This is a genomic window from Variovorax sp. UC122_21 (genome assembly GCF_044056785.1).
GTDB lineage: Bacteria > Pseudomonadota > Gammaproteobacteria > Burkholderiales > Burkholderiaceae_C > Variovorax.
Genome location: NZ_CP172004.1, coordinates 222,927 through 242,794, shown reverse-complemented (window position 1 = coordinate 242,794; position 19,868 = coordinate 222,927). Strand labels below are relative to the sequence as shown.

The 19,868-nt window shown below is 70.6% G+C and carries 18 protein-coding genes and 2 pseudogenes; 13 read left to right on the top strand and 7 right to left on the bottom strand.

Annotation, left to right across the window (positions count from 1 at the left end):
- Positions 1 to 7: 7 nt before the first annotated feature.
- Genes ACHMXE_RS13385 through ACHMXE_RS13375 form a run of 3 tightly spaced genes read right to left on the bottom strand, consistent with a single transcriptional unit; the run spans position 8 to position 2,962 of the window.
- The gene (locus ACHMXE_RS13385; RefSeq protein WP_395349725.1) at positions 8 to 1,123 is read right to left on the bottom strand and encodes a TRAP transporter substrate-binding protein; all 1,116 of its coding nucleotides are present in this window, start codon (positions 1,121 to 1,123) and stop codon (positions 8 to 10) included.
- A 5-nt stretch (positions 1,124 to 1,128) separates the two neighbouring features.
- A complete protein-coding gene (locus tag ACHMXE_RS13380) occupies positions 1,129 to 2,115 on the bottom strand; it encodes a tripartite tricarboxylate transporter substrate binding protein (protein ID WP_395349723.1) in 987 nt (328 codons plus the stop codon).
- Between the two features lie 43 nt (positions 2,116 to 2,158).
- Complete coding sequence (locus ACHMXE_RS13375) at positions 2,159 to 2,962, bottom strand: hypothetical protein (protein ID WP_209543080.1); 804 nt, start codon at positions 2,960 to 2,962, stop codon at positions 2,159 to 2,161.
- Between the two features lie 179 nt (positions 2,963 to 3,141).
- Between ACHMXE_RS13375 and ACHMXE_RS13370 the strand changes: the two genes are divergently transcribed.
- The 4 genes from ACHMXE_RS13370 (at position 3,142) to ACHMXE_RS13355 (ending at position 6,458) form a co-directional block, all read left to right on the top strand.
- Positions 3,142 to 3,837 (top strand): GntR family transcriptional regulator, encoded by a 696-nt coding sequence (locus ACHMXE_RS13370; protein WP_395349722.1) that lies wholly within the window; start codon positions 3,142 to 3,144, stop codon positions 3,835 to 3,837.
- Between the two features lie 100 nt (positions 3,838 to 3,937).
- On the top strand, positions 3,938 to 4,960 hold the full coding sequence (locus ACHMXE_RS13365) for a thiamine pyrophosphate-dependent dehydrogenase E1 component subunit alpha (RefSeq protein WP_395349720.1): 1,023 nt from the start codon (positions 3,938 to 3,940) through the stop codon (positions 4,958 to 4,960).
- Positions 4,951 to 5,931, top strand: coding sequence for an alpha-ketoacid dehydrogenase subunit beta (locus ACHMXE_RS13360; RefSeq protein WP_203203258.1), 981 nt, complete (start codon positions 4,951 to 4,953; stop codon positions 5,929 to 5,931). Before ACHMXE_RS13365 ends, ACHMXE_RS13360 begins: the two co-directional genes overlap by 10 nt.
- A gap of 17 nt (positions 5,932 to 5,948) precedes the next feature.
- Positions 5,949 to 6,458, top strand: coding sequence for a MarR family winged helix-turn-helix transcriptional regulator (locus tag ACHMXE_RS13355; RefSeq protein ID WP_395349718.1), 510 nt, complete (start codon positions 5,949 to 5,951; stop codon positions 6,456 to 6,458).
- On the opposite strand, the gene ACHMXE_RS13350 is transcribed toward ACHMXE_RS13355, so the two are convergent.
- The gene (locus ACHMXE_RS13350; protein WP_395349717.1) at positions 6,380 to 7,066 is read right to left on the bottom strand and encodes a peroxiredoxin-like family protein; all 687 of its coding nucleotides are present in this window, start codon (positions 7,064 to 7,066) and stop codon (positions 6,380 to 6,382) included. The genes ACHMXE_RS13355 and ACHMXE_RS13350 overlap by 79 nt on opposite strands.
- Before the next feature lie 125 nt (positions 7,067 to 7,191).
- Between ACHMXE_RS13350 and ACHMXE_RS13345 the strand changes: the two genes are divergently transcribed.
- Positions 7,192 to 8,091 carry a LysR substrate-binding domain-containing protein gene (locus tag ACHMXE_RS13345; RefSeq protein ID WP_395349716.1) on the top strand — a complete coding sequence of 300 codons (900 nt, stop codon included), beginning with the start codon at positions 7,192 to 7,194 and terminating at the stop codon, positions 8,089 to 8,091.
- A gap of 21 nt (positions 8,092 to 8,112) precedes the next feature.
- On the opposite strand, the gene ACHMXE_RS13340 is transcribed toward ACHMXE_RS13345, so the two are convergent.
- Positions 8,113 to 8,880 carry an SDR family oxidoreductase gene (locus tag ACHMXE_RS13340; RefSeq protein ID WP_395349715.1) on the bottom strand — a complete coding sequence of 256 codons (768 nt, stop codon included), beginning with the start codon at positions 8,878 to 8,880 and terminating at the stop codon, positions 8,113 to 8,115.
- A 112-nt stretch (positions 8,881 to 8,992) separates the two neighbouring features.
- On the opposite strand from ACHMXE_RS13340, the gene ACHMXE_RS13335 reads away from it, so the two are divergent.
- Positions 8,993 to 9,931: a LysR family transcriptional regulator gene (locus ACHMXE_RS13335; RefSeq protein WP_395349714.1), complete on the top strand. Its 939-nt coding sequence runs from the start codon at positions 8,993 to 8,995 to the stop codon at positions 9,929 to 9,931.
- A gap of 58 nt (positions 9,932 to 9,989) precedes the next feature.
- The gene (locus ACHMXE_RS13330; protein WP_395349712.1) at positions 9,990 to 11,012 is read left to right on the top strand and encodes a Bug family tripartite tricarboxylate transporter substrate binding protein; all 1,023 of its coding nucleotides are present in this window, start codon (positions 9,990 to 9,992) and stop codon (positions 11,010 to 11,012) included.
- A gap of 91 nt (positions 11,013 to 11,103) precedes the next feature.
- On the opposite strand, the gene ACHMXE_RS13325 is transcribed toward ACHMXE_RS13330, so the two are convergent.
- On the bottom strand, positions 11,104 to 11,427 hold the full coding sequence (locus ACHMXE_RS13325) for a DUF1840 domain-containing protein (protein WP_203203265.1): 324 nt from the start codon (positions 11,425 to 11,427) through the stop codon (positions 11,104 to 11,106).
- Positions 11,428 to 11,440: 13 nt separating this feature from the next.
- The gene (locus tag ACHMXE_RS13320; protein ID WP_057593161.1) at positions 11,441 to 12,712 is read right to left on the bottom strand and encodes a cyclopropane-fatty-acyl-phospholipid synthase family protein; all 1,272 of its coding nucleotides are present in this window, start codon (positions 12,710 to 12,712) and stop codon (positions 11,441 to 11,443) included.
- Between the two features lie 187 nt (positions 12,713 to 12,899).
- Here ACHMXE_RS13320 and ACHMXE_RS13315 point away from each other — a divergent pair.
- The 6 genes and pseudogenes from ACHMXE_RS13315 (at position 12,900) to ACHMXE_RS13290 (ending at position 19,835) form a co-directional block, all read left to right on the top strand.
- Positions 12,900 to 15,250: pseudogene (locus ACHMXE_RS13315) on the top strand (bifunctional salicylyl-CoA 5-hydroxylase/oxidoreductase).
- 16 nt (positions 15,251 to 15,266) lie between these two features.
- Positions 15,267 to 15,746 (top strand): MarR family winged helix-turn-helix transcriptional regulator, encoded by a 480-nt coding sequence (locus ACHMXE_RS13310; protein WP_093351117.1) that lies wholly within the window; start codon positions 15,267 to 15,269, stop codon positions 15,744 to 15,746.
- Positions 15,743 to 16,597, top strand: coding sequence for an enoyl-CoA hydratase family protein (locus ACHMXE_RS13305; RefSeq protein ID WP_209543109.1), 855 nt, complete (start codon positions 15,743 to 15,745; stop codon positions 16,595 to 16,597). The genes ACHMXE_RS13310 and ACHMXE_RS13305 overlap by 4 nt, the downstream gene beginning before the upstream one ends.
- Positions 16,598 to 16,601: 4 nt before the next feature.
- Positions 16,602 to 17,794: pseudogene (locus ACHMXE_RS13300) on the top strand (acyl-CoA dehydrogenase family protein).
- Positions 17,791 to 19,443 (top strand): AMP-binding protein, encoded by a 1,653-nt coding sequence (locus ACHMXE_RS13295; protein ID WP_203203269.1) that lies wholly within the window; start codon positions 17,791 to 17,793, stop codon positions 19,441 to 19,443. The pseudogene ACHMXE_RS13300 and the gene ACHMXE_RS13295 overlap by 4 nt, the downstream one beginning before the upstream one ends.
- Positions 19,437 to 19,835, top strand: a complete 399-nt coding sequence (locus ACHMXE_RS13290; protein WP_395353068.1) for a RidA family protein — start codon at positions 19,437 to 19,439, stop codon at positions 19,833 to 19,835. The genes ACHMXE_RS13295 and ACHMXE_RS13290 overlap by 7 nt, the downstream gene beginning before the upstream one ends.
- Positions 19,836 to 19,868 lie beyond the last annotated feature (33 nt).

Here is a 19,868-nt window from a genome sequence, read left to right as displayed (position 1 = left end):
GTGGCCTTCAGCGCACCCTGAACACGGCCTGGTCGGCCTGGTCGGCCTGCAGGCTGTAGGGCGCCACGCGCGCCTTGTACGCCAGCAGACTCTGGATCACGCGGCGCGCATCGGCATCGGCGCGCGCGCTGGCATCGAGCTCCACGCGCGTGGCCTCGCGCAGGGCCTCGACGACGGCCGGCGGCAGCGGCTCGACGCGCGTGCCGCGCGCCTCGAGTTCGCGCATCGCCACCGCGTTGCGGTCGTTGGCGCGCGCGATCGAGCGCAGCGCCGCCGCCTGCGCCGACTGCCGCACGATCTGCTGCAGGTCGGCCGGCAGCGCGAGGAACTTCGCGCGGCCGATGAACAGGTGCATCGCCACGTCGGGCTCGTGCCAGGGCGCGACGTAGTGCGGCGCATAGCGCGCGAGCGGCAGCGTCGCGTCGATCGCGGGACCGACCACGTCGGCCGCATCGATGCGGCCCTCGGCGAAGGCCGGCACGATCTGCCCCAGCGGCAGGTTCACCGGCACCGCACCCACGCGCGCCAGCACGCGGCCCGGAAAGCCCGCGATGCGCACGCGCACGCCGCGCAGGTCCTCGGGCGTGCGCAACGGCTTCGCGAACCAGCCGCCCATCTGGATGCCGGTGTGGCCCGCGGTCAGCGGCAGCACGTCCAGCGGCGCGAGCACCGCCTCGAACAGCGCCTGGCCACCGCCCTCGTTGAGCCAGCCTTCCTGCTCGACCGGCAGCAGGCCGAAGGGCACGGCGGTGAAGAAGTCGATCGCGGGCACTTCGGCGGCGTAGTACTGCGCCGTGGTGTGAACGAGGTCGAACTCGCCGCCGCGCAGCGCCTGCAGCAGGCCCGCGGGCTTGCCATGGCGCGCGGGATCGATGGTCTCGATGCGCAGGCGCCCGCCCGAGGCGGTGTTCACGGTGTCGGCGAAGTCGAGCGCGGCTTCGTGCAGCAGCGGCAGGCTGGTGGGCCACGAGGTGCCCATGCGCCACACGATGGGTTGGGTGGCCGGTGGCGCGGCGGCGGGTGCGGCGCAGCCGGCGAGCGACAGGGCGAGCGAGAGGGCGAACGCGAACGGCAGCAGGAGCGCGGCCAGGCCGCGGCGCAGGAGAGCGAAGTTCCCGGGCATGGCCGTCACTCCGCCACGATCCGCTTGTCCGCGGCCAGCTTGCTCCAGCGCGCGATCTCGGCCTTCAGGTAGTCCTGCGCCTGGGCCGGCGTGCCGCCCGCGACGTCGGTGCCCAGCGCCGCGAGCTTGTCGCGCACCTCGGGCGACTGAAGCGTGCGGTTCATCGCATCGGCCAGCGCATCGACCACCGGCTTGGGCAGGCCGGCCGGGCCCATCAGCATGTACCAGGCGCCGATCTCGTAGTCGGGCACGCCGGCCTCGATCACCGTCGGCACCTCGGGCAGGCTGGCCGCGCGCTGGCGCGAGGTGACGGCGAGCGCGCGCAGCTTGCCGGCCTTCACCTGCTGCAGCACGGTGGGCACGGTGTCGAAGTTCACGTCGACCTGACCCGCGATCAGGTCGGCCAGCGCCGCACCGCTGCCCTTGTAGGGCACGTGCGTCATGGTGGTCCGCGTGGCCTGCTGGAACAGCTCGGCCGCGAAGTGCTGCTGCGTGCCCGCGCCCGAGGAGGCGTAGTTGACGCCGCCCGGCTTGGTCTTCGCGAAGGCGATGAACTCCTGCAGCGTCTTCGGGGGCAGGCTCGCGGGCACGGCCACCACCTGCGGCACGCTGCCGATCAGCGTGATGGCGGTGAAGTCGCGCGCCGCCGCGTAGGGCAGCTTCGGCATGATCGCGGGCACCATCGCGTTCGAGCTCACGTGGCCCAGCAGCAGCGTGTAGCCGTCGGGCCGCGCGCGCGCCGCGGCAGCGGTCGCGATGGTGCCGCTGGCGCCGGCGCGGTTCTCGACGATCACCGGCTGCTTCAGCAGCTCGGACAGGCGCGGCGCGACCTGGCGCGCGATCAGGTCGGTGCCGCCGCCGGGCGCGAAGCCCACCAGCAGCGTGACCGGCTTGGCCGGCCAGTGCTCCTCGGCCGCCGCGGGCAGCAGCCCCAGCAGCGCCCAGGCAGCGAGCGCGGCGCCGGCCGCGCGCATGCGTTGTCTCGTCGTCATGCGTGTCTCCTTCGTTCTGTGTGTCTGTGCGCGCGCGCCGGACTCAGTGGAATTCCGTCAGGCTGCCGAAGCCCGGGAACTGGTCGGTGATGCCCATCCTGCGCAGCGCCGACCAATAGATCACCGGGCCCGAGGCGAAGACCGGCTTCCTGAGCCACTTCTCGGCATCGTTGGCCACGCGCGCATAGGCCAGGTTGGTGCCCAGCTGCAGGATCGCGTCGGGCTTGGCGGCCTCGCAGCGCAGGGTGGCCTCGGCGAGCTGCTCGTAGGTCTGCGAGGCGACGTGGATGATGCTCTTGCACTTGAGCCCCTCGACGTGCACCACCTCGAAGCCGCGCGAGGTGAAGTAGCTGATGGCGTTGGTCTCGATCACCGGGTAGTAGGGCGTGAGCAGCGCGATGCGCTTCGCGCCGCAGAGCTTGAAGGCCTGCTCGGCCGACTGCGCGCCCATGGTCACCGGCACGCCCGAGAGCTTCTCGAGGTGCTCGAGCAGCGCGAAGCTGCCCTTCTCGCCGCCCATGTAGCTCTGCGAGGACATGCCGAGCACGAGGTGGTCGATCAGCGCTTCCTTGAGGCGGCGCACCGAGTCGTCGAGGTTGGCCGTGACGTTGCGCATGATCACCGACCAGTCCTCGTCCTGCGCGATCTTCTGGTTCGGCACGTAGTAGCGGTCGATGGCGTTGATTACGCCGCGCGGGCGCATGTCCATCATCTCGTTCTCGACGTTCACGTTCGGTCCCGGCGTCATCACGCCGATCACGCCGCGCGGGCCGAGGGCGTTGGTGTAGCGGTCGGTGTCGTGGGTCGAGCCTGCGATTTCGACGATGCCTTGCTGGAATGCATTCATAAATTGCCTTTTGAAGCTGGATTGGGAGAGTTTCGGGGGTTCAAGTGCTGCAAATGAATGCGTTCAATGTAGCGGAGGCCGACCGGCTCGGTCAACACTTTGAATTCAAATGACCGAAAATTCTCTCTTTCAAGGGCTTTGATCGGCGAATTCATCGAAAAATGAATTCATAATTGCCCATGGCCAAAGAATTCGTTCACAACGACCTGCTCGGAAACCTGCGTGAGGTGTTCGTGCAGGGCGAGTTCCCGCCGGGCAGCAAGGTGCCCGAAGCCCTGCTGTGCGAGCGCTTCGGCATCTCGCGCACGCCGCTGCGCGAGGCGCTCAAGGTGCTGGCCGCCGAGGGCCACGTCGAGCTGCTGCCCAACCGCGGCGCGCGCGTGCGCGAGCTGTCGCTCGAGGAGGTGGAGGGGCTGTTCGCGGTGGCCGGCGCGCTCGAGGCGCTGGCCGGCGAGCAGGCGGCCGCGCGCGTCACCGACGCGCAGCTCGCGGAGATCACCGCGCTGCACGAGCGCATGCGCGGTGCCTTCGCCGCGCGCGACATGGCGAGCTACTACGCGCTGAACCGCGGCATCCACGAGACCATCGTGCAGGCCACGCGCAACCCGGTGCTGCTCGACCAGTACGCGCTGATCAACGCGCGCATCCGGCGCATCCGCTTCAACTCCCCGATGACGCCCGAGATCTGGTCGCGCGCGATGGCGGAACACGAGGGCATGCTGAACGCGCTGGCGCGGCGCGACGCGGCCTCGCTGTCGGGCATCCTCAAGACCCACCTGAAGCACAAGTGCGAGGCGATCCTCGAGGGGATGAAGGCCACGGCCGATGCGACCGCGGGGCAGGCTGCCAGTGGATCGCGGCGCAAGGCGGCCTGAACGCGCAGGACCGCCTCCCCGGGAAAGCCCCCTGCCCCCAGTCCGTCACGCTTGATACGATTTTTCCGCAAACGCCCATTCCACAGGCGTCGGAGACAAGATGGACCTGGACATCCCCAGCGGCGCCGCCGAGGCGCTGTACCGCACCATGGTGCGCATCCGCGCGTTCGAGAACGCGGCCGAGACGGCCAGCCAGGGCGGCGTGAGCGCCTATGGGCAGCAGGCGGGCGGCGCGGCCAAGGTGCGCGGGCCGCTGCACCTGTCGACCGGGCAGGAGGCGGTGCCGGCCGGCGTCTGCGCGCACCTGCGCGCGAGCGACTACCTCACGTCCACCCACCGCGGCCACGGCCACACGCTGGCCAAGGGCGCCGACCTCGCACGCATGATGTGCGAGCTGTTCGGCAAGGCCACGGGCTTCAACGGCGGCAAGGGCGGCTCGATGCACATCGCCGATTTCTCGGTCGGCATGCTGGGCGCCAACGGCGTGGTGGCGGCCGGTCTGCCGATCGCGGTGGGCGCGGCGCATGCGCAGAAGGTGCTAGGCCAGGGCGACGCGCTCACGGTCTGCTTCTTCGGCGACGGCGCGATCAACCGCGGCCCCTTCCTCGAGGCGCTGAACTGGGCCCGCGTGTACGAGCTGCCGGTGCTGTTCGTCTGCGAGGACAACCGCTGGAGCGCGACCACCGCGAGCGGCCCGATGACCGCGGGCGAAGGCGCCTCGGCGCGCGCCGAAGCGCTGGGCATCGCGGCCACGCAGGTCGACGGCAACGACGTGTTCGCGGTGCATGCGGCCGCGGCGCGGCTGGTGGCCGAAGTGCGCGGCGGCGGCGGGCCGCGGCTGCTGCATGCGCTGACCTACCGCGTGAAGGGCCACGTGTCGGTCGACCTCGCGGCCTACCGCGATCCGGCCGAGCTGGCGGCGGCGCTCGAGACCGATCCGCTGGCCCGCGCGCGCGGCCGGCTGCTGGAAGCCGGGCTCGAGGCGGCGGCGCTCGATGCGATCGAGAACGCGGCCACGGCCGAGGTCGAGGCCGCCCTCGCCACCGCCGACGCGGCACCCTGGCCCGAGGCCGGCGCCGCCTTCACCGACGTGCAGACCACGGGAGCCGGGCAATGGCACTGAACGCAGCGAACACCGTGGAAGAACTCAGCTATGCCGAAGCCGCCGTGCGCGCGATCGCGCGCGAGATGGAGGCCGACGCGCGCGTGGTCGTGCTCGGCGAGGACGTGGGCCGCGGCGGCATCTTCGGCCAGTACAAGGGGCTGCAGCAGCGCTTCGGCGAGCGGCGCGTGATCGACACGCCGATCAGCGAGGCCGCGATCATGGGCGCGGGCGTGGGCATGGCGCTCGCGGGCCTGCGGCCGGTGGTCGAGATGCGCGTGGTCGACTTCGCGCTGTGCGGCATGGACGAGCTGGTGAACCAGGCCGCCAAGAACCGCTTCATGTTCGGCGGCCAGGGCCGCGTGCCGCTGGTGGCGCGCATGCCGGGCGGCATCTGGGACGCCTCGGCGGCGCAGCATTCGCAGTCGCTCGAGGCCTGGTTCGCGCACCTACCGGGCGTGGTGGTGGTGAGCCCGTCGACGCCGCAGGACAACCATTCGCTGCTGCGCGCGGCGCTGCAGTGCGGCGACCCGGTGGTCTACATCGAGCACAAGACGCTGTGGGGCGCGCGCGGCCCGGTCGACGAGACGCTGGCGGTGCCGCTGGGCAAGGCGGCGCGCCTGCGCCAGGGCGACGCGCTCACGCTGGTGAGCTGGAGCCGGCAGGCCCAGGTCTGCGCCGAGGCCTGCGAGCGGCTCGCGGCCGAGGGCATCGCGGTCGACCTGATCGACCTGCGCACGCTCTGGCCCTGGGACCGCGAGACGGTGTTCGAATCGTGCGCGCGCACCGGCCGACTGCTGGTGGCGCACGAGGCGGTGCAGGCCGCGGGCTTCGGCGCCGAGATCGCGGCCAGTGCGGCCGAGGCCACCGGCTGCCGCATCGCGCGGCTCGGTGCGCCGCGCATCCCGGTCGGCTATGCGCCGGTGCTCGAGGCGCAGTCGCGCGTGGGCGTGGACGCCATCGTCGCGGCGGCGAAGAAGCTGGCGGGCTGACGCGGCCCCGCGCACCCATGGACCCGCTGTTCTTCAAGCTGGTGCGTGTGGTCAACCTCACGGCGCGGCCCTTCCACGAACGCGTGGGCCGCGAGCACCAGCTCACGCTCAACGAGTGGCGCACGATGGCGGTGCTGGGCGCGCAGCCCGGGCTCACGGCCTCGCAGGTGGCCGACCAGACGGGCCTCGACAAGATGGCGGTGAGCCGCGCGCTGGCCGGCCTCAAGCGCCACCGGCGCGTGCAGTGCCGCGAGGATCCGACCGACCAGCGCAGGAGCCGGCTGCACCTCACGGCCGCGGGCAAGGCGCTGCACGCAACGGTGAGCGAACTGGGCCGCGAGCGCGAGGCCGCGCTGTTCGCGGGCGTGGGCGCCGACGAGCTCGCGCGGCTGGGCACCACGCTCGACCGGCTGATCGCCTCGGTGGGCGGCGATGCCGAGGGCCAGGCTCAGGCGCCGGCGCCGGCCGTCGCGCGCAGCCGCTCGAGCACCGGCAGCAGCTCCGAGGGATCGGGCCGCTGCGTGTAGTCGGGGTTGACCTCGGCATAGACGATGGTGCCGTCGCGCGCGATCACGTAGCGCGCGGGCATCGGCAGGGTCCAGCTCGGCTCGCCGTTGACCACCGCGAGGTCGTTCCTGAACACGTCGCGGTAGAGGTCCCGCAGGTAGCCCGGAAGCTCGAAGCGCAGGCCGAAGGCGGCGGCCACGGCATTGCCGGTGTCCGACAGGATCGGGAAGGCGAGCTGGTTGTCGCGCGCCGACTTGCGGCTGTTCGAGGGCGTCTGCGGCGACACCGCCACCAGTTGCGCGCCGAGCGCCTGCAGGCCCGGCAGCGCTTCCTGCAGCGCCTGCAGGTCGAGGTTGCAGTAGGGGCACCAGACGCCGCGGTAGAAGCTCAGCACCAGCGGGCCGCGGGCCAGCAGCTCCTGCGACGACCAGGCGCGGCCGTCGGCGTCGTGCAGCATGAAGGCCGGGGCGCGATCGCCGGCGCGCAGCGCGCGGTCGGCGGCGCCCGAGGCGATCAGCTCGTCGGTGGCGCGGTGCATGGGTTCGTGGATGAAGGCGGGCGCGTTCCACGGCGGGCCGCCGGCTTCGAAGTTGGCGCGGAAGGCGGCGAGTTTTTCGGGCAGTGACATGGCGATTGCTCCAGCAGGTTGAAGGCACCGGCGGTGCCGTGCCGTGACTGTCTTTGATTCGCCGTCTGGCCGGTAGCCAGCTGGCACGACTAAGATCCATTCGCCATGCAAATCAATCAGAAACGATGAGCGACCGGCTGCTCGCCCTGCGCCTGTTCACGCGCGTCGCGCACGCGGGCAGCTTCTCGCGCGCGGGGCGCGAGTTCGGGCTCTCGCAGCCCTCGGCCTCGCGCGTGATCGCGACGCTCGAGAAGGAGGTCGGCGCGGCGCTGCTGACGCGCACCACGCGCGCCGTGACGCTGACCGAGGCCGGTGCCGACTACCTCGCGCGCATCGAGCCGATCCTGGCCGCGCTCGAGGAGGCCGACCATGCGGCGCGCGGCACCGGCGAGTTGCGCGGCGTGCTGCGCGTGGCGCTGTCCTCGAGCTTCGCGGTGCGCGAGGCGATCCCCGCGCTGGCACCGTTCACCGCGCGGCATCCGGCGCTGCGCATCAAGCTGCTGATGCACGACCAGCTGCAGGACCTGGTGAGCGAGGGCGCCGACCTGGCCTTCCGCTTCGGCGCGCTGCCCAACTCCAGCGCCACCGCGCGCAGCCTGGGCCTGTTCCAGACCCTGCTGGTGGCCGCGCCCGCCTACCTGCGCCGCGCCGGCACGCCGGCGCTGCCGGCCGAGCTCGCGGCGCATGCAGTGGTGGCCGGCCCGAGCGGCGGCGCGACCTGGTCCTTCGAGCGCGGCGGCCGCCAGGCGTCGGTGCGCATCGCGGGCGCACTGCTGAGCAGCACGATGAACGAGGGCTCGATCGCCGCGGCCGTGGCGGGCCTGGGCATCACGCACACCAGCGAGCTGGGCTGCGGCGCCGAGCTGGCGAGCGGCGCGCTGGTGCGAGTGCTCGCGGACTGGCGCATGGCGCCGGTGGAGCTGCATGCGGTGTTTCCGGCCGGGCGCGCCGCGAAGCCCTCGGCGCGCGCGCTGGCCGAACACGTGGCCGCGGCGCTGGCGGCGCGGGCGGTGCCCGGCCGCTGAAGCGCGCGCTGAACCGCGCGCTCAGGCCGCGAAGCCGCCGTCGATGTTGAGCCCGGCGCCGGTCACGAACGCGGCCTCGGGGCTCGCGAGGTAGGCCACCATGCCCGCGATCTCGTCGGCATGGCCGTGGCGGTCGAGCGCCATGAAGCTGTGCATGGTCGCGGCCATGGGGCCGTTGGCCGGGTTCATGTCGGTGTCGACCGGGCCGGGCTGCACGTTGTTGACCGTGATGCCGCGCGGGCCGAGGTCGCGCGCCAGGCCCTGGACCAGGCCCGTGAGCGCCGACTTGCTCATCGCGTAGATGCTGCCGCCCGCGAAGGGCATGCGCTCGGCGTTGGTGCTGCCGATGTTGACGATGCGCCCGCCGCTGCCCATGTGCGCCAGCGCGGCCTGGATGGCGACGAACACGGCGCGCACGTTGACGGCGATGGTGCGGTCGAAATCGGCCAGCGTGAGCTGTTCGACCGGGCCCAGGTGCAGCACGCCGGCGCTGTTGACCAGGATGTCGATGCGGCCGCCGAAGTGGCGCGCGGCCTGGTCGATGCCGGCCTTGAGCGCCTCGGCATCGGCGCTGTCGATCTTCAGCGCGAGCGCGCGGCCGCCCTCGGCCTCGAGGCTGCGCGCGAGTTCCTCCGCGACGGCCTGCGAGCTGCTGTAGCTGAAGGCCACGGCGGCGCCGTCGCGCGCCAGGCGGCGCACGATGGCCGCGCCGATGCCGCGCGAGCCGCCGGCGACGAAGGCGACCTTGCCGGCGAGGACGGGGGTCGGGGAGGTGGTGGTGGAGGTCATGGTTTTTTCCTGGGTGAGTGTGTTGGAAGGCCTCCAGTCTCTGCCTTCGATTGCGTTTGCGGTAGCCATCAATCGGTCCCATCAAATTCAACCGTTGGTTGAAAATAGAACGATGGAACCGCTCAACCATCTCGCGTCCTTCGTGCAGAGCGCCGAGGGCGGCAGCTTCTCGGCCGCCGCGCGCCGCCTCGGGCTCACGCCGGCCGCGGTCAGCAAGAACGTGGCGCGGCTGGAGGCGCGGCTCGGCGTGCGGCTGTTCCAGCGCAGCACGCGCCGGCTCACGCTGACCGAGGGCGGCGAGCGTTTCCTGGCCCAGATCGGCGGCGCGCTCGCCACCCTGCAGGACGCGGTGGCCGGCATCGACAAGGACGACGGCCAGCCCTCGGGCACGCTCAAGGTCAGCATGGGCCAGGCCTTCGGCCGCACGCACGTGCTGCCGATGATGGGCGACTTCCTCGCGCGCTACCCGGCGATCGTGCCGGACTGGCATTTCGACAACCTGCAGGCCGACCTCGTCGGCGAGGGTTTCGACGCGGCCATCGGCGGCGGCTTCGAGCTGTCGGCCGGGCTGGTGGCGCGCGAGCTGGCGCGCATCCACGTGGTGGCGGTGGCAGCGCCGGCCTACATGGCGCAGCGGCGGATGCCGCGCCATCCGTCGGAGCTGGCGGCGCTCGACGCGCTGGTGCGCCGCTCCTCGCCCACGGGCCGGCTGCGCAGCTGGACCTTGCGGCATGCGCGCGGCGCGGCGAAGGAAGCGGAGGTCACGGTCGAGCTGCCGCGCCCGCGCGCGATCTTCAACGACCCCGAGGCCATCGCGCAGGCCGCGCTGATGGGACTGGGCGTGGCGATGCTGCCGATGCCCTTCGTGGAACAGGGACTGCGCGACGGCAGCCTGCTGCGGCTGCTGCCCGAGTGGCACCACGACGCGGGCGCGGTCTGGCTCTACTACCCGAGCAAGAAACTGCTGCCGCCGAAGACGCGGGCCTTCGTCGACTTCGTGCTCGAGCGCTTCCGTGCGGAGCGGTTTGCGCAGCGCATGCAGGTGAGCTGAGCCACGCCCGGGGTTTTCACCCGCGACGGCCGCGGCACGCGCCTGTACAAAGGCGCGCATGACTTCTTCCCCTCTCCACTTCCCGTCCCGGCGCGCGCTGCTCGCCGCCTCGGTCGCCGCCGCCGCGACGCTGCTCGCCGCACCCTCGTGGGCACAGGGCACCTGGCCCACCAAGCCGGTGCGCATCGTCGTGCCCTTCGCCGCGGGCGGCACCACCGACATCCTCGCGCGCGCGATCGCGCCCGAGCTCTCGAAGGCCTTCGGCCAACAGTTCATCGTCGACAACCGCGCGGGCGCCGGCGGCAACCTGGGCGCGGAGATCGTGGCGCGCGCGCCGAACGACGGCTACACGCTGCTGATGGGCACGGTGGGCACCCACGGCATCAACCGCGCGCTCTATCCGAAGCTGCCCTTCGACCCGATCAAGGACTTCGCGCCGATCACCATGGTGGCCGCGGTGCCGAACGTGATGGAGATGAACGCCGAGAAGGCGAAGACGCTCGGCATCCACAACGTGCAGGACTTCATCAAGTACAGCAAGGCCAACCCCGGCAAGTTCAACATGGCCTCGAGCGGCAGCGGCACCTCGATCCATCTCGCGGGCGAGCTGTTCAAGAGCATGACGGGTACCTTCATGGCCCACATCCCCTACAAGGGCTCGGGCCCGGCCCTGCTCGACATGGTGGCCGGCAACGCCGACGTGATGTTCGACAACCTGCCCTCGTCGATGGCGCAGATCAAGGCCGGAAAGCTCACGGCACTGGCCGTGACCAGCGCGCAGCGTTCGCCCGCGCTGCCCGACGTGCCGACGGTGGAAGAGGCCGGCGGCCCGACGCTCAAGGGCTTCGAGGCCAGCTCGTCGTTCGGTCTGCTGGCGCCGGCGGGCACCTCGCCCGAGATCGTCAACCGCATCCAGCAGGAGGTCGCCAAGTCGCTCGGCACGGCGGCGATCAAGGAGAAGATGCTGGCGCAGGGCGCGATCCCGAGCGGCAACACGCCGGCCGACTTCACGAAGCTCATCGCGAGCGAGCACGTGAAGTGGGCGAAGGTGGTGAAGGATTCGGGCGCGAAGGTGGACTGAGAGGGTCCTGCCCGAGTGAAGATTCAGCGCCCGTCCGTCGCGGACTGGCGTTGGCAACCGGCCGCCGCGCGGCCGGTTGTCCGACCCGGACTCAGGTGGTCCAGGTCACGTCCTTGTTTTCGGCCAGCGATTCCTTGAGCATGTGCAGCAGCGGCGTGGCGCGCTGATGCAGCGCCACATGCTGTTTTTCGGCGTCGTGGTTGTGGTCCTCGACGGCGAATTCGTCATGGTTGTGGGTGTTGGCTTTTTCGCGTGCGAGCGCGGCCTCGATGGCCGAGATCGCCCCGGGAATCTGCTCGACCGTGATGATTCCTTGCGCGGAAGGCGACTTGCCGACGATGTCGAACAACTGGCGCGCGTGCGTCTCGAGCATCACGAAATCCGACGAGGCCCTGGACTGGAAACGATAGAGCATGGGGTTGTCCCTTTCACTTGTAGAGATGATCACGCGTGAAAGGGTACACCGATTGCGCACCGCGCAAGGTGCCGTGATCGACCTTGCCGTCGGGCTTGGTCGAGACCATCTGGTACAGGCCGATCCAGCCCTGCTCGAAGCTCATGGCCGAGCCCGCGAGGTAGAGCCGGTAGGCGCGCAGGATGCGCTCGGCGTTGGCGTGCTGGCGCTCGCTGCCGCCGTTGCGCAGCACGGCGCGCGCGGTTTCGAGCTGCGCCTCGAGCGCGTCGGACCAGGCCCACAAGGTGCGGGCATAGTGCGGCCGCAGGCTCTCGACGTCGACGATCTCCAGGCCGGCCGCCGCGGTCTCGCGCAGCACGTGCGTGACATGCAGCAGCTCGCCGCCCGGGAAGATGTACTTCTCGATGAAGTCGCCCATGCCATTGCCGAGCTGGCGGTAGTTGAGCTGGCCCGAGGTGATGCCGTGGTTCATCAGCAGGCCGCCGGGCGCCAGCAATGAATGGATCTTGGCGAAGTAGGTCGGCATGTTGGCCGCGCCCACGTGCTCGAACATGCCCACCGAGGAGATCTTGTCGAACGGCCGCTCGGCCGACAGCTCGCGGTAGTCGCGCAGCTCGACGCGCACGCGGCCCGTGAGGCCCTTCTCCTCGATCAGCCGCTGCACGTGCGCATGCTGGTTGCGCGACAGCGTGATGCCGGTGGCGTCGACGCCGTAGTGCTCGGCCGCCCACAGCAGCAGGCCGCCCCAGCCCGAGCCGACGTCGAGGTAGCGCTCGCCGGGCTTGAGCATCAGCTTGCGGCAGATGTGGTCGAGCTTGGCTTCCTGCGCCTGCGCCAGCGTGAGGTCGGGCGTCGCGTAGTAGGCGCACGAGTAGACCCGGCGCGGGTCGAGCCACAGTGCGTAGAAGTCGTCGGAGACGTCGTAGTGGAACTCGATCTGGGCGGCGTCCTTGCGCAGCGAGTGCGAGCCGCGGGACTTGGCCAGGTGCTGCAGGCGGCTCCACCATCCGGTGTCGGTCTCGGCCGGGTTGCCGGGCAGCAGGCCGACGGCGGCATCGATCAGGTCGCGCATGGCGCCCTCGATCTGCACCTTGCCCTCCACGTAGGCCTCGCCGATCGCGCCCACCTGTCGGGCCGCGAGCTTGGCCAGTGCCGACCACTCCGAAAAAGCCAGCGTGACACGCGAACCGGCTGCGGCAACCCGTCGCCCATCGGGCAGTTCCAGTGCCACGGGCACGGGTAGCGAAGCCAGCTGCGACTCGATCTTGGGTATCAAGCTTTGCATGGGCCGCATGGTATTGATTTTTCGATCTTCTTGCATGCCGTTGCATCGAGCGGCCCGGATCGCGTCGCGGGGACGGCGACCGGCGCCGGCAGCGGACGGGCCGATGTGCTGCGGGTAAATCCGTTTGACACCAGATTGTTTATGTCTAAACTATTCAACCATGAACAGCATCGCCCACGCCCCGTCCATGGACCTCCAACGCATCCTGTGCATCGGCGGCGGGCCCGCCGGCCTGTACTTCGCGCTGCTGATGAAGGCGCGCAACCCGGCCCTCCAGATCACGGTGGTGGAGCGCAACCGCCCCTTCGACACCTTCGGCTGGGGCGTGGTGCTCAGCGACCAGACGCTCGCCAACCTGCGCGCGGCCGACCCCGAATCGGCCGCGCTGATCGGCGACGACTTCCACCACTGGGACGACATCCAGGTCTTCTTCAAGGGCCGCCAGGTGCGCTCGGGCGGCCACGGCTTCTGCGGCATCGGCCGCAAGCGGCTGCTCAACATCCTGCAGGAGCGCTGCCTCGCGCTCGGCGTGGAGCTGGTGTTCGAGACCGACGTGACCGACGACCAGGCGCTGGCCGCGAAGTACGAGGCCGACCTGGTGATCGCGAGCGACGGCCTCAACAGCCGCATCCGCCAGCGCTATGCCGAGGTGTTCCAGCCCGACATCGACCTGCGCCAGTGCCGCTTCGTCTGGCTCGGCACGCACCAGACCTTCGACGCCTTCACCTTCGCCTTCGAACAGACCGAGCACGGCTGGTTCCAGGCCCACGCCTACCAGTTCGACAAGGACACCTCGACCTTCATCGTCGAGACGCCCGAGGCCGTGTGGCAGGCCCACGGCCTCGACAAGATGGAGCAGCCCGAGGCGATCGCCTTCTGCGAGAAGCTGTTCGCGAAGTACCTCGACGGCCACTCGCTGATCAGCAACGCCACGCACCTGCGCGGCTCGGCCAACTGGATCCGCTTTCCGCGCGTGGTGTGCGAGCACTGGACGCACCGCGTCGACGTCGGCGGCCGCTCGGTGCCCGTGGTGCTGATGGGCGACGCCGCGCACACGGCGCACTTCTCGATCGGCTCGGGCACCAAGCTCGCGCTCGAGGACGCGATCGACCTGGCCAACGAATTCGCCGCCGGCGGCAGCACCGACCAGGTGCTCGAGCAGTACGAGGCGCGCCGCAGCGTCGAGGTGCTCAAGATCCAGAACGCCGCGCGCAACTCCACCGAATGGTTCGAGAACGTGCCGCGCTACACCGGCATGGAGATCGAGCAGTTCGCCTATTCGCTGCTCACGCGCTCGCAGCGCATCAGCCACGAGAACCTGCGGCTGCGCGACACCAAGTGGCTCGGCGGCTACGAGCAGTGGCTGGCCGGCGGCAAGGCCGTCGCGCCGATGCTGATGCCGCTCAAGGTGCGCGGCCTCGAGCTCAAGAACCGCATCCTGGTGTCGCCGATGGCGACCTACAGCGCGGTCGACGGCGTGCCGCAGGACTTCCTGCTGGTGCACCTGGGCGCGCGCGCGCGCTCGGCGGCGCGGCGATGGTGTTCGTCGAGATGACCAGCCCCACGCCCGAAGGCCGCATCACGCCCGGCTGCACCGGTCTCTACAACGACGCGCAGCAGGCCGCGTTCAAGCGCATCGTCGACTTCGTGCACACGCAGTCGAGCGCGAAGATCGCGATGCAGCTCGGCCACAGCGGTCCCAAGGGCTCGACGCAGGTGGGCTGGGAAGGCACCGACGAGCCGCTGCCCAGCGGCAACTGGCCGCTGCTGGCCGCCAGCGCGCTGCCCTACGGCGAGCAGAACCAGCTGCCGGCCGCGATCACGCGCGCCGAGATGGACACGCTGCGCGATCAGTTCGTGGCCTCGACACGGCGCACAGCCGAGGCCGGCTTCGACTGGCTCGAGCTGCACTGCGCGCACGGCTACCTGCTGTCGGCCTTCATCAGCCCGCTGACCAACCTGCGCGAGGACGAGTACGGCGGCAGCCTCGAGAACCGCTGCCGCTATCCGCTCGAGGTGTTCCGCGCGATGCGCGACGCCTGGCCGGCCGACAGGCCGATGAGCGTGCGCATCTCGGCCCACGACTGGGCGCCCGGCGGCAACACCGATGCCGACGCGGTGGCGATCGCGCGCTTCTTCAAGGACGCGGGCGCCGACTTCATCGACGTGTCCTCGGGCCAGACCACGCGCGCCGCCAAGCCGGTCTACGGTCGCATGTACCAGACGCCGTTCGCCGACCGCATCCGCAACGAGGTCGGCATCTCGACCATCGCCGTGGGCGCGATCACCGAGGCCGACCAGGCCAACAGCATCATCGCGGCCGGCCGCGCCGACCTCTGCGCGATCGCGCGGCCGCACCTCGCCGACCCGGCCTGGACGCTGCACGAGGCCGCCAAGCTGCAGAGCCGCGCCGTGGAGTGGCCGAAGCAGTACCTGAGCGGGCGCGACCAGATGTACCGCGAGATCGCCAAGCAGCAGCAGATGGCGGCCGCCGCCACTGCGGCGATGGCCGCGGCGCAAGGCGAAGAAACGCACTGAACGACGGCGGCACCCCATGGACCTCGAAGCCCGCGCCCACGCCGAACATCCCGAAGCGCTGCGGCTGTGGCTGCGCCTTCTGACCTGCACGCAGCTGATCGAGAAGGAAGTGCGCAACGGGCTGCGCGCGCAGTTCACCACCACGCTGCCGCGCTTCGACCTGATGTCGCAGCTCGAGCGCTCGCCCGAGGGGCTGAAGATGAACGAGCTGTCGCGCCGGATGATGGTGACCGGCGGCAACGTGACCGGCATCACCGACCAGCTCGTGACCGAGGGCCTGGTCGAGCGCGTCGACGTCGAGGGCGATCGACGCGCCTGGCGCGTGCGGCTCACGCCGCGCGGCCGCAAGCTGTTCCACGAGATGGCGCAGCAGCACGAGGACTGGATCGTCGGGGCCTTCGCGGGCCTTACGGGCAAGGAGATCGCGCAGCTGCACAAGCTGCTCGGCAAGGTCAAGCAACACTCACAGAGCCAGACACTGGCGGAGGCCGAATGAAGCATTACATCGGCGCGGGCAATCCCATGCACGCGCAATTCGAAGCGAAGGCGGCCTATGCCGCGAAGCACTTCGCTTGGCACTACGACAACGGCGTGGGCACCATCACGCTGAACCGCCCCGAGCGCAAGAACCCGCTGACCTTCGACTCGTATGCCGAGCTGCGCGACCTGTTCCGCGCGCTCAACTACGCGAGCGACGTGAAGGTGATCGTGGTCACGGGCGCGGGCGGCAACTTCTGCTCGGGCGGCGACGTGCACGAGATCATCGGCCCGCTGACCGGCATGCGCATGCCCGAGCTGCTCGAGTTCACGCGCATGACCGGCGACCTGGTGAAGGCGATCCGCGCCTGCCCGCAGCCGATCGTCGGCGCCATCGACGGCGTGTGCGCCGGCGCCGGCGCGATGATCGCGCTGGCCTGCGACCTGCGCTACGGCTCGCCCGCCACGCGCACCGCCTTCCTGTTCACGCGCGTCGGCCTCGCTGGCGCGGACATGGGCGCCTGCGCGCTGCTGCCGCGCGTGATCGGCCAGGGCCGCGCTTCCGAGCTGCTGTTCACGGGCCGCGCGATGACCGCGCAGGAAGGCCATGCCTGGGGCTTCTTCAACGCGCTGCACGAGAGCGACGCGCTGCTCGAGGCCGCGACCAAGGTGGCGCGCGAGCTGGCCGAGGGCCCGAGCTTCGCGCACGGCATGACCAAGACCATGCTGGCGCAGGAATGGTCGATGACCATCGACCAGGCGATCGAGGCCGAGGCGCAGGCGCAGGCGATCTGCATGCAGACCGAGGATTTCCGCCGCGCCTACGAGGCCTTCGCGGCCAAGCGCAAGCCGGTGTTCGGCGGGGACTGAGGCCATGGCGAAGATCCCGGCTCCTCCTTCCACCGCGCACCTGGCGCTGCCCTTCTTCGACGAGGCGCATCGCGCGCTCGCGCGCGACCTGCTGCCCTGGTGCGCCGCGCAGGAGGTCGACGAGCGCGACGACCGCGCGGCCTGCCGCGAATGGGTGCGCCGCCTCGGCGACGGCGGCTGGCTGCGCTACGCGGTGCCCGGCAGCGCCGGCGGCGCGCTCGAGCGCCTCGATTCGCGCGCGCTGGTGCTGCTGCGCGAAACCCTCGGCTACCACTCGCCGCTGGCCGACTTCGCGTTCGCGATGCAGGGCTTGGGCAGCGGCGCGATCACGCTCGCCGGCACGCCCGAGCAGCAGTCGCGCTACCTCGGCGCGGTCGGCAAGGGCGAGAAGATCGCGGCCTTCGCGCTGAGCGAGCCCGAGGCCGGTTCCGACGTGGCCGCGATGGCCATGCGCGCCGAACCCACGGCCGACGGCTGGCGCCTCGATGGCAGCAAGACCTGGATCAGCAACGGCGGCATCGCCGACTTCTACTGCGTGTTCGCCAAGACCGATCCCGCGGGCGGCACGCGCGGCATCACGGTGTTCATCGTCGACGCGACCACGCCCGGCCTCGACACCTCCGAGCACATCGACGTGATGGCGCCGCATCCGCTGGCCACCCTGCGCTTCGACGACTGCGTGGTGCCGCGCGGCGCCCAGCTCGGCGAACTGAACGGCGGCTTCAAGCTCGCGATGCGCACGCTCGACATCTTCCGCGCCTCGGTGGCCGGTGCCGCGCTCGGCATGGGCCGGCGCGCGCTGGCCGAGGCGATCTCGCAGTGCGAAGAACCGCCGCATGTTCGGCCAGACGCTGGCCGACTTCCAGCTCACGCAGGCCAAGCTCGGCGAGATGGCGGCGCTGATCGACGGCGCGGCGCTGCTCGACCTACCGCGCGGCCTGGATGCGCGACGAGGCCGAGCAGCGCGGCGGCGCGCCGGTGGGCGACGTGTCGGCCGCGGCCGCGATGGCCAAGATGGCCGCGACCGAGAACGCCAGCCGCGTCATCGACATGGCGCTGCAGATGCATGGCGGCCTCGGCGTCAAGGTCGGCACCAAGATCGAGGCCCTCTACCGCGACATCCGTTCGCTGCGCATCTACGAGGGCGCGACGGAAGTGCAGCAACTGATCATCGGCAAATCCGTACTGCGGGGATGAACACCGTGACCGCTCCATCCGCCCAAGTCGACCGCTTCGTGCACGACCGGCTGCCGCCGGCGGCGCAGCTGCCGGTCTTTCGCTACGACCGGCCCGAACTGCAACTGCCCGACCGGCTCAACCTGGTCGAGGAACTGCTCGACAAGGCGCCCGCCAAGGGCTTCGGCGACCGGCCGCTGCTGCGCTCGCCGCAGGGCACGCTCAGCTATTCGCAGGCCGCCATCGAGGTCAACCGCATCGCACAGGTGCTGACCGAGGACCTGGGCCTGGTGCCCGGCAACCGCGTGCTGCTGCGCGGCGGCAACTCGGTGGCGATGGCGCTGGCCTGGCTCGCGGTGGTGAAGGCGGGGCTGATCGCCGTCGCGACCATGCCGCTGCTGCGCGCCAAGGAGCTCGGCGACATCATCGAGAAGTCGCAGCCGGTGGCCGCGCTGTGCGACGGCCGCCTGCTCGACGAGCTGGTGGCCGCGCAGCAGGCGCACCCGGTGCTCGCCGACATCGTCGCCTTCAACCGGCCCGATGCGCCCGATTCGCTGTCGACACGTGCGGCCGCCAAGAGCGGCATCTTCGAGGCCTGCCCCACGGCGGCCGACGACATCGCGCTCTTGGCCTTCACCTCGGGCACCACGGGCAAGCCGAAGGCGCCCGTGACCACGCATCGCGACGTGCTCGCGATGTGCGAGACCTGGCCGCGCCACGTGCTGCGTGCGCGGCCCGACGATGTGGTGGTGGGCTCGCCGCCGCTGGCCTTCACCTTCGGGCTCGGCGGGCTGCTGGTGTTCCCGATGTACGCGGGTGCCTCGATCTACTTCCCCGACGCGCCCTTCACGCCCGAAGGCCTGGTGAAGCTGATCAACGAGGTCGGCGCGACCATCTGCTACACGGCGCCGACCTTCTACCGCCAGATGGCGCCGTTCGTGAAGCAGCACGGTGCGCCCACGCTGCGCATCAGCGTGAGCGCGGGCGAGGCCCTGCCCGACGCCACGCGCCAGCTCTGGAAGGAGGCCACCGGCCTCGAGATGCTCGACGGCATCGGCGGCACCGAGGTGTTCCACATCTACATCTCGGCCGCGGGCGACGAGGTGCGCCGCGGCGCCGTCGGCAAGGCCGTGCCGGGCTTCATCGCCAAGGTGGTCGATGCCGAGGGCAACGAGGTGCCGCGCGGCACGGTCGGCAAGCTGGCGCTGCAGGGGCCGGTGGGCTGCCGCTACCTCGACGACGCGCGCCAGGCCGACTACGTGAAGAACGGCTGGAACTATCCGGGCGATTCCTTCGTCCAGGACGACGACGGCTATTTCTTCTACCAGGCGCGCGCCGACGACATGATCATCACCGCCGGCTACAACGTCGGCGGCCCCGAGGTCGAGGACGCGCTGCTCAAGCATCCGGCCGTGGCCGAGTGCGGCGTGATCGGCAAGCCCGATGCCGACCGCGGCATGATCGTCAAGGCCTTCTGCGTGCTGAAGCCCGGACAGACCGGCGATGCCGGCCTCGTGAAGGCGCTGCAGGACCACGTGAAGGCCACGATCGCGCCGTTCAAGTACCCGCGCGAGATCGAGTTCGTGTCCGTGCTGCCACGCACCGAAACCGGCAAGCTGCAACGCTTCAAACTGAGACAAACCGAAGACAACAGGTCCACCACATCATGATCAAACTCTTGCAGCCTCCGGGCTGGTTGCCCCCGAAGGGCTATGCGAATGGCGTCGCGGCGCGCGGCACCATGGTGTTCGTCGGCGGACAGATCGGCTGGAATGCCCAGCAGCAGTTCGAGTCGGACGATTTCATCGACCAGTGCGGCCTGGCGCTGCGCAACATCGTCGAGGTGCTGCGCGAGGCCGGTGCCGGCCCCGAGCACATGGTGCGCATGACCTGGTACGTGGTCGACCGCGACGAGTACAGCCGCCGGCTCGCCGAGCTCGGCCCGGTGTACCGGGATGCGATGGGCCGCAACTTCCCGGCCATGACCTGCGTGCAGGTCGCGGCGCTGGTGGAGCCGCGCGCGAAGATCGAGATCGAGGTCACGGCGGTCGTGCCGAACTGACGAAGGCACTTCGCCCCATCAACGACAAAGCCC

Bases quoted from the DNA above. Each gene is read 5' to 3' on its own strand.
- ACHMXE_RS13385 (WP_395349725.1), bottom strand. From the start codon at position 1,123: ATGCCCGGGAACTTCGCTCTCCTGCGCCGCGGCCTGGCCGCGCTCCTG.
- ACHMXE_RS13380 (WP_395349723.1), bottom strand. From the start codon at position 2,115: ATGACGACGAGACAACGCATGCGCGCGGCCGGCGCCGCGCTCGCTGCC.
- ACHMXE_RS13375 (WP_209543080.1), bottom strand. From the start codon at position 2,962: ATGAATGCATTCCAGCAAGGCATCGTCGAAATCGCAGGCTCGACCCAC.
- ACHMXE_RS13370 (WP_395349722.1), top strand. From the start codon at position 3,142: ATGGCCAAAGAATTCGTTCACAACGACCTGCTCGGAAACCTGCGTGAG.
- ACHMXE_RS13365 (WP_395349720.1), top strand. From the start codon at position 3,938: ATGGACCTGGACATCCCCAGCGGCGCCGCCGAGGCGCTGTACCGCACC.
- ACHMXE_RS13360 (WP_203203258.1), top strand. From the start codon at position 4,951: ATGGCACTGAACGCAGCGAACACCGTGGAAGAACTCAGCTATGCCGAA.
- ACHMXE_RS13355 (WP_395349718.1), top strand. From the start codon at position 5,949: ATGGACCCGCTGTTCTTCAAGCTGGTGCGTGTGGTCAACCTCACGGCG.
- ACHMXE_RS13350 (WP_395349717.1), bottom strand. From the start codon at position 7,066: ATGTCACTGCCCGAAAAACTCGCCGCCTTCCGCGCCAACTTCGAAGCC.
- ACHMXE_RS13345 (WP_395349716.1), top strand. From the start codon at position 7,192: ATGAGCGACCGGCTGCTCGCCCTGCGCCTGTTCACGCGCGTCGCGCAC.
- ACHMXE_RS13340 (WP_395349715.1), bottom strand. From the start codon at position 8,880: ATGACCTCCACCACCACCTCCCCGACCCCCGTCCTCGCCGGCAAGGTC.
- ACHMXE_RS13335 (WP_395349714.1), top strand. From the start codon at position 8,993: ATGGAACCGCTCAACCATCTCGCGTCCTTCGTGCAGAGCGCCGAGGGC.
- ACHMXE_RS13330 (WP_395349712.1), top strand. From the start codon at position 9,990: ATGACTTCTTCCCCTCTCCACTTCCCGTCCCGGCGCGCGCTGCTCGCC.
- ACHMXE_RS13325 (WP_203203265.1), bottom strand. From the start codon at position 11,427: ATGCTCTATCGTTTCCAGTCCAGGGCCTCGTCGGATTTCGTGATGCTC.
- ACHMXE_RS13320 (WP_057593161.1), bottom strand. From the start codon at position 12,712: ATGCAAAGCTTGATACCCAAGATCGAGTCGCAGCTGGCTTCGCTACCC.
- ACHMXE_RS13310 (WP_093351117.1), top strand. From the start codon at position 15,267: ATGGACCTCGAAGCCCGCGCCCACGCCGAACATCCCGAAGCGCTGCGG.
- ACHMXE_RS13305 (WP_209543109.1), top strand. From the start codon at position 15,743: ATGAAGCATTACATCGGCGCGGGCAATCCCATGCACGCGCAATTCGAA.
- ACHMXE_RS13295 (WP_203203269.1), top strand. From the start codon at position 17,791: ATGAACACCGTGACCGCTCCATCCGCCCAAGTCGACCGCTTCGTGCAC.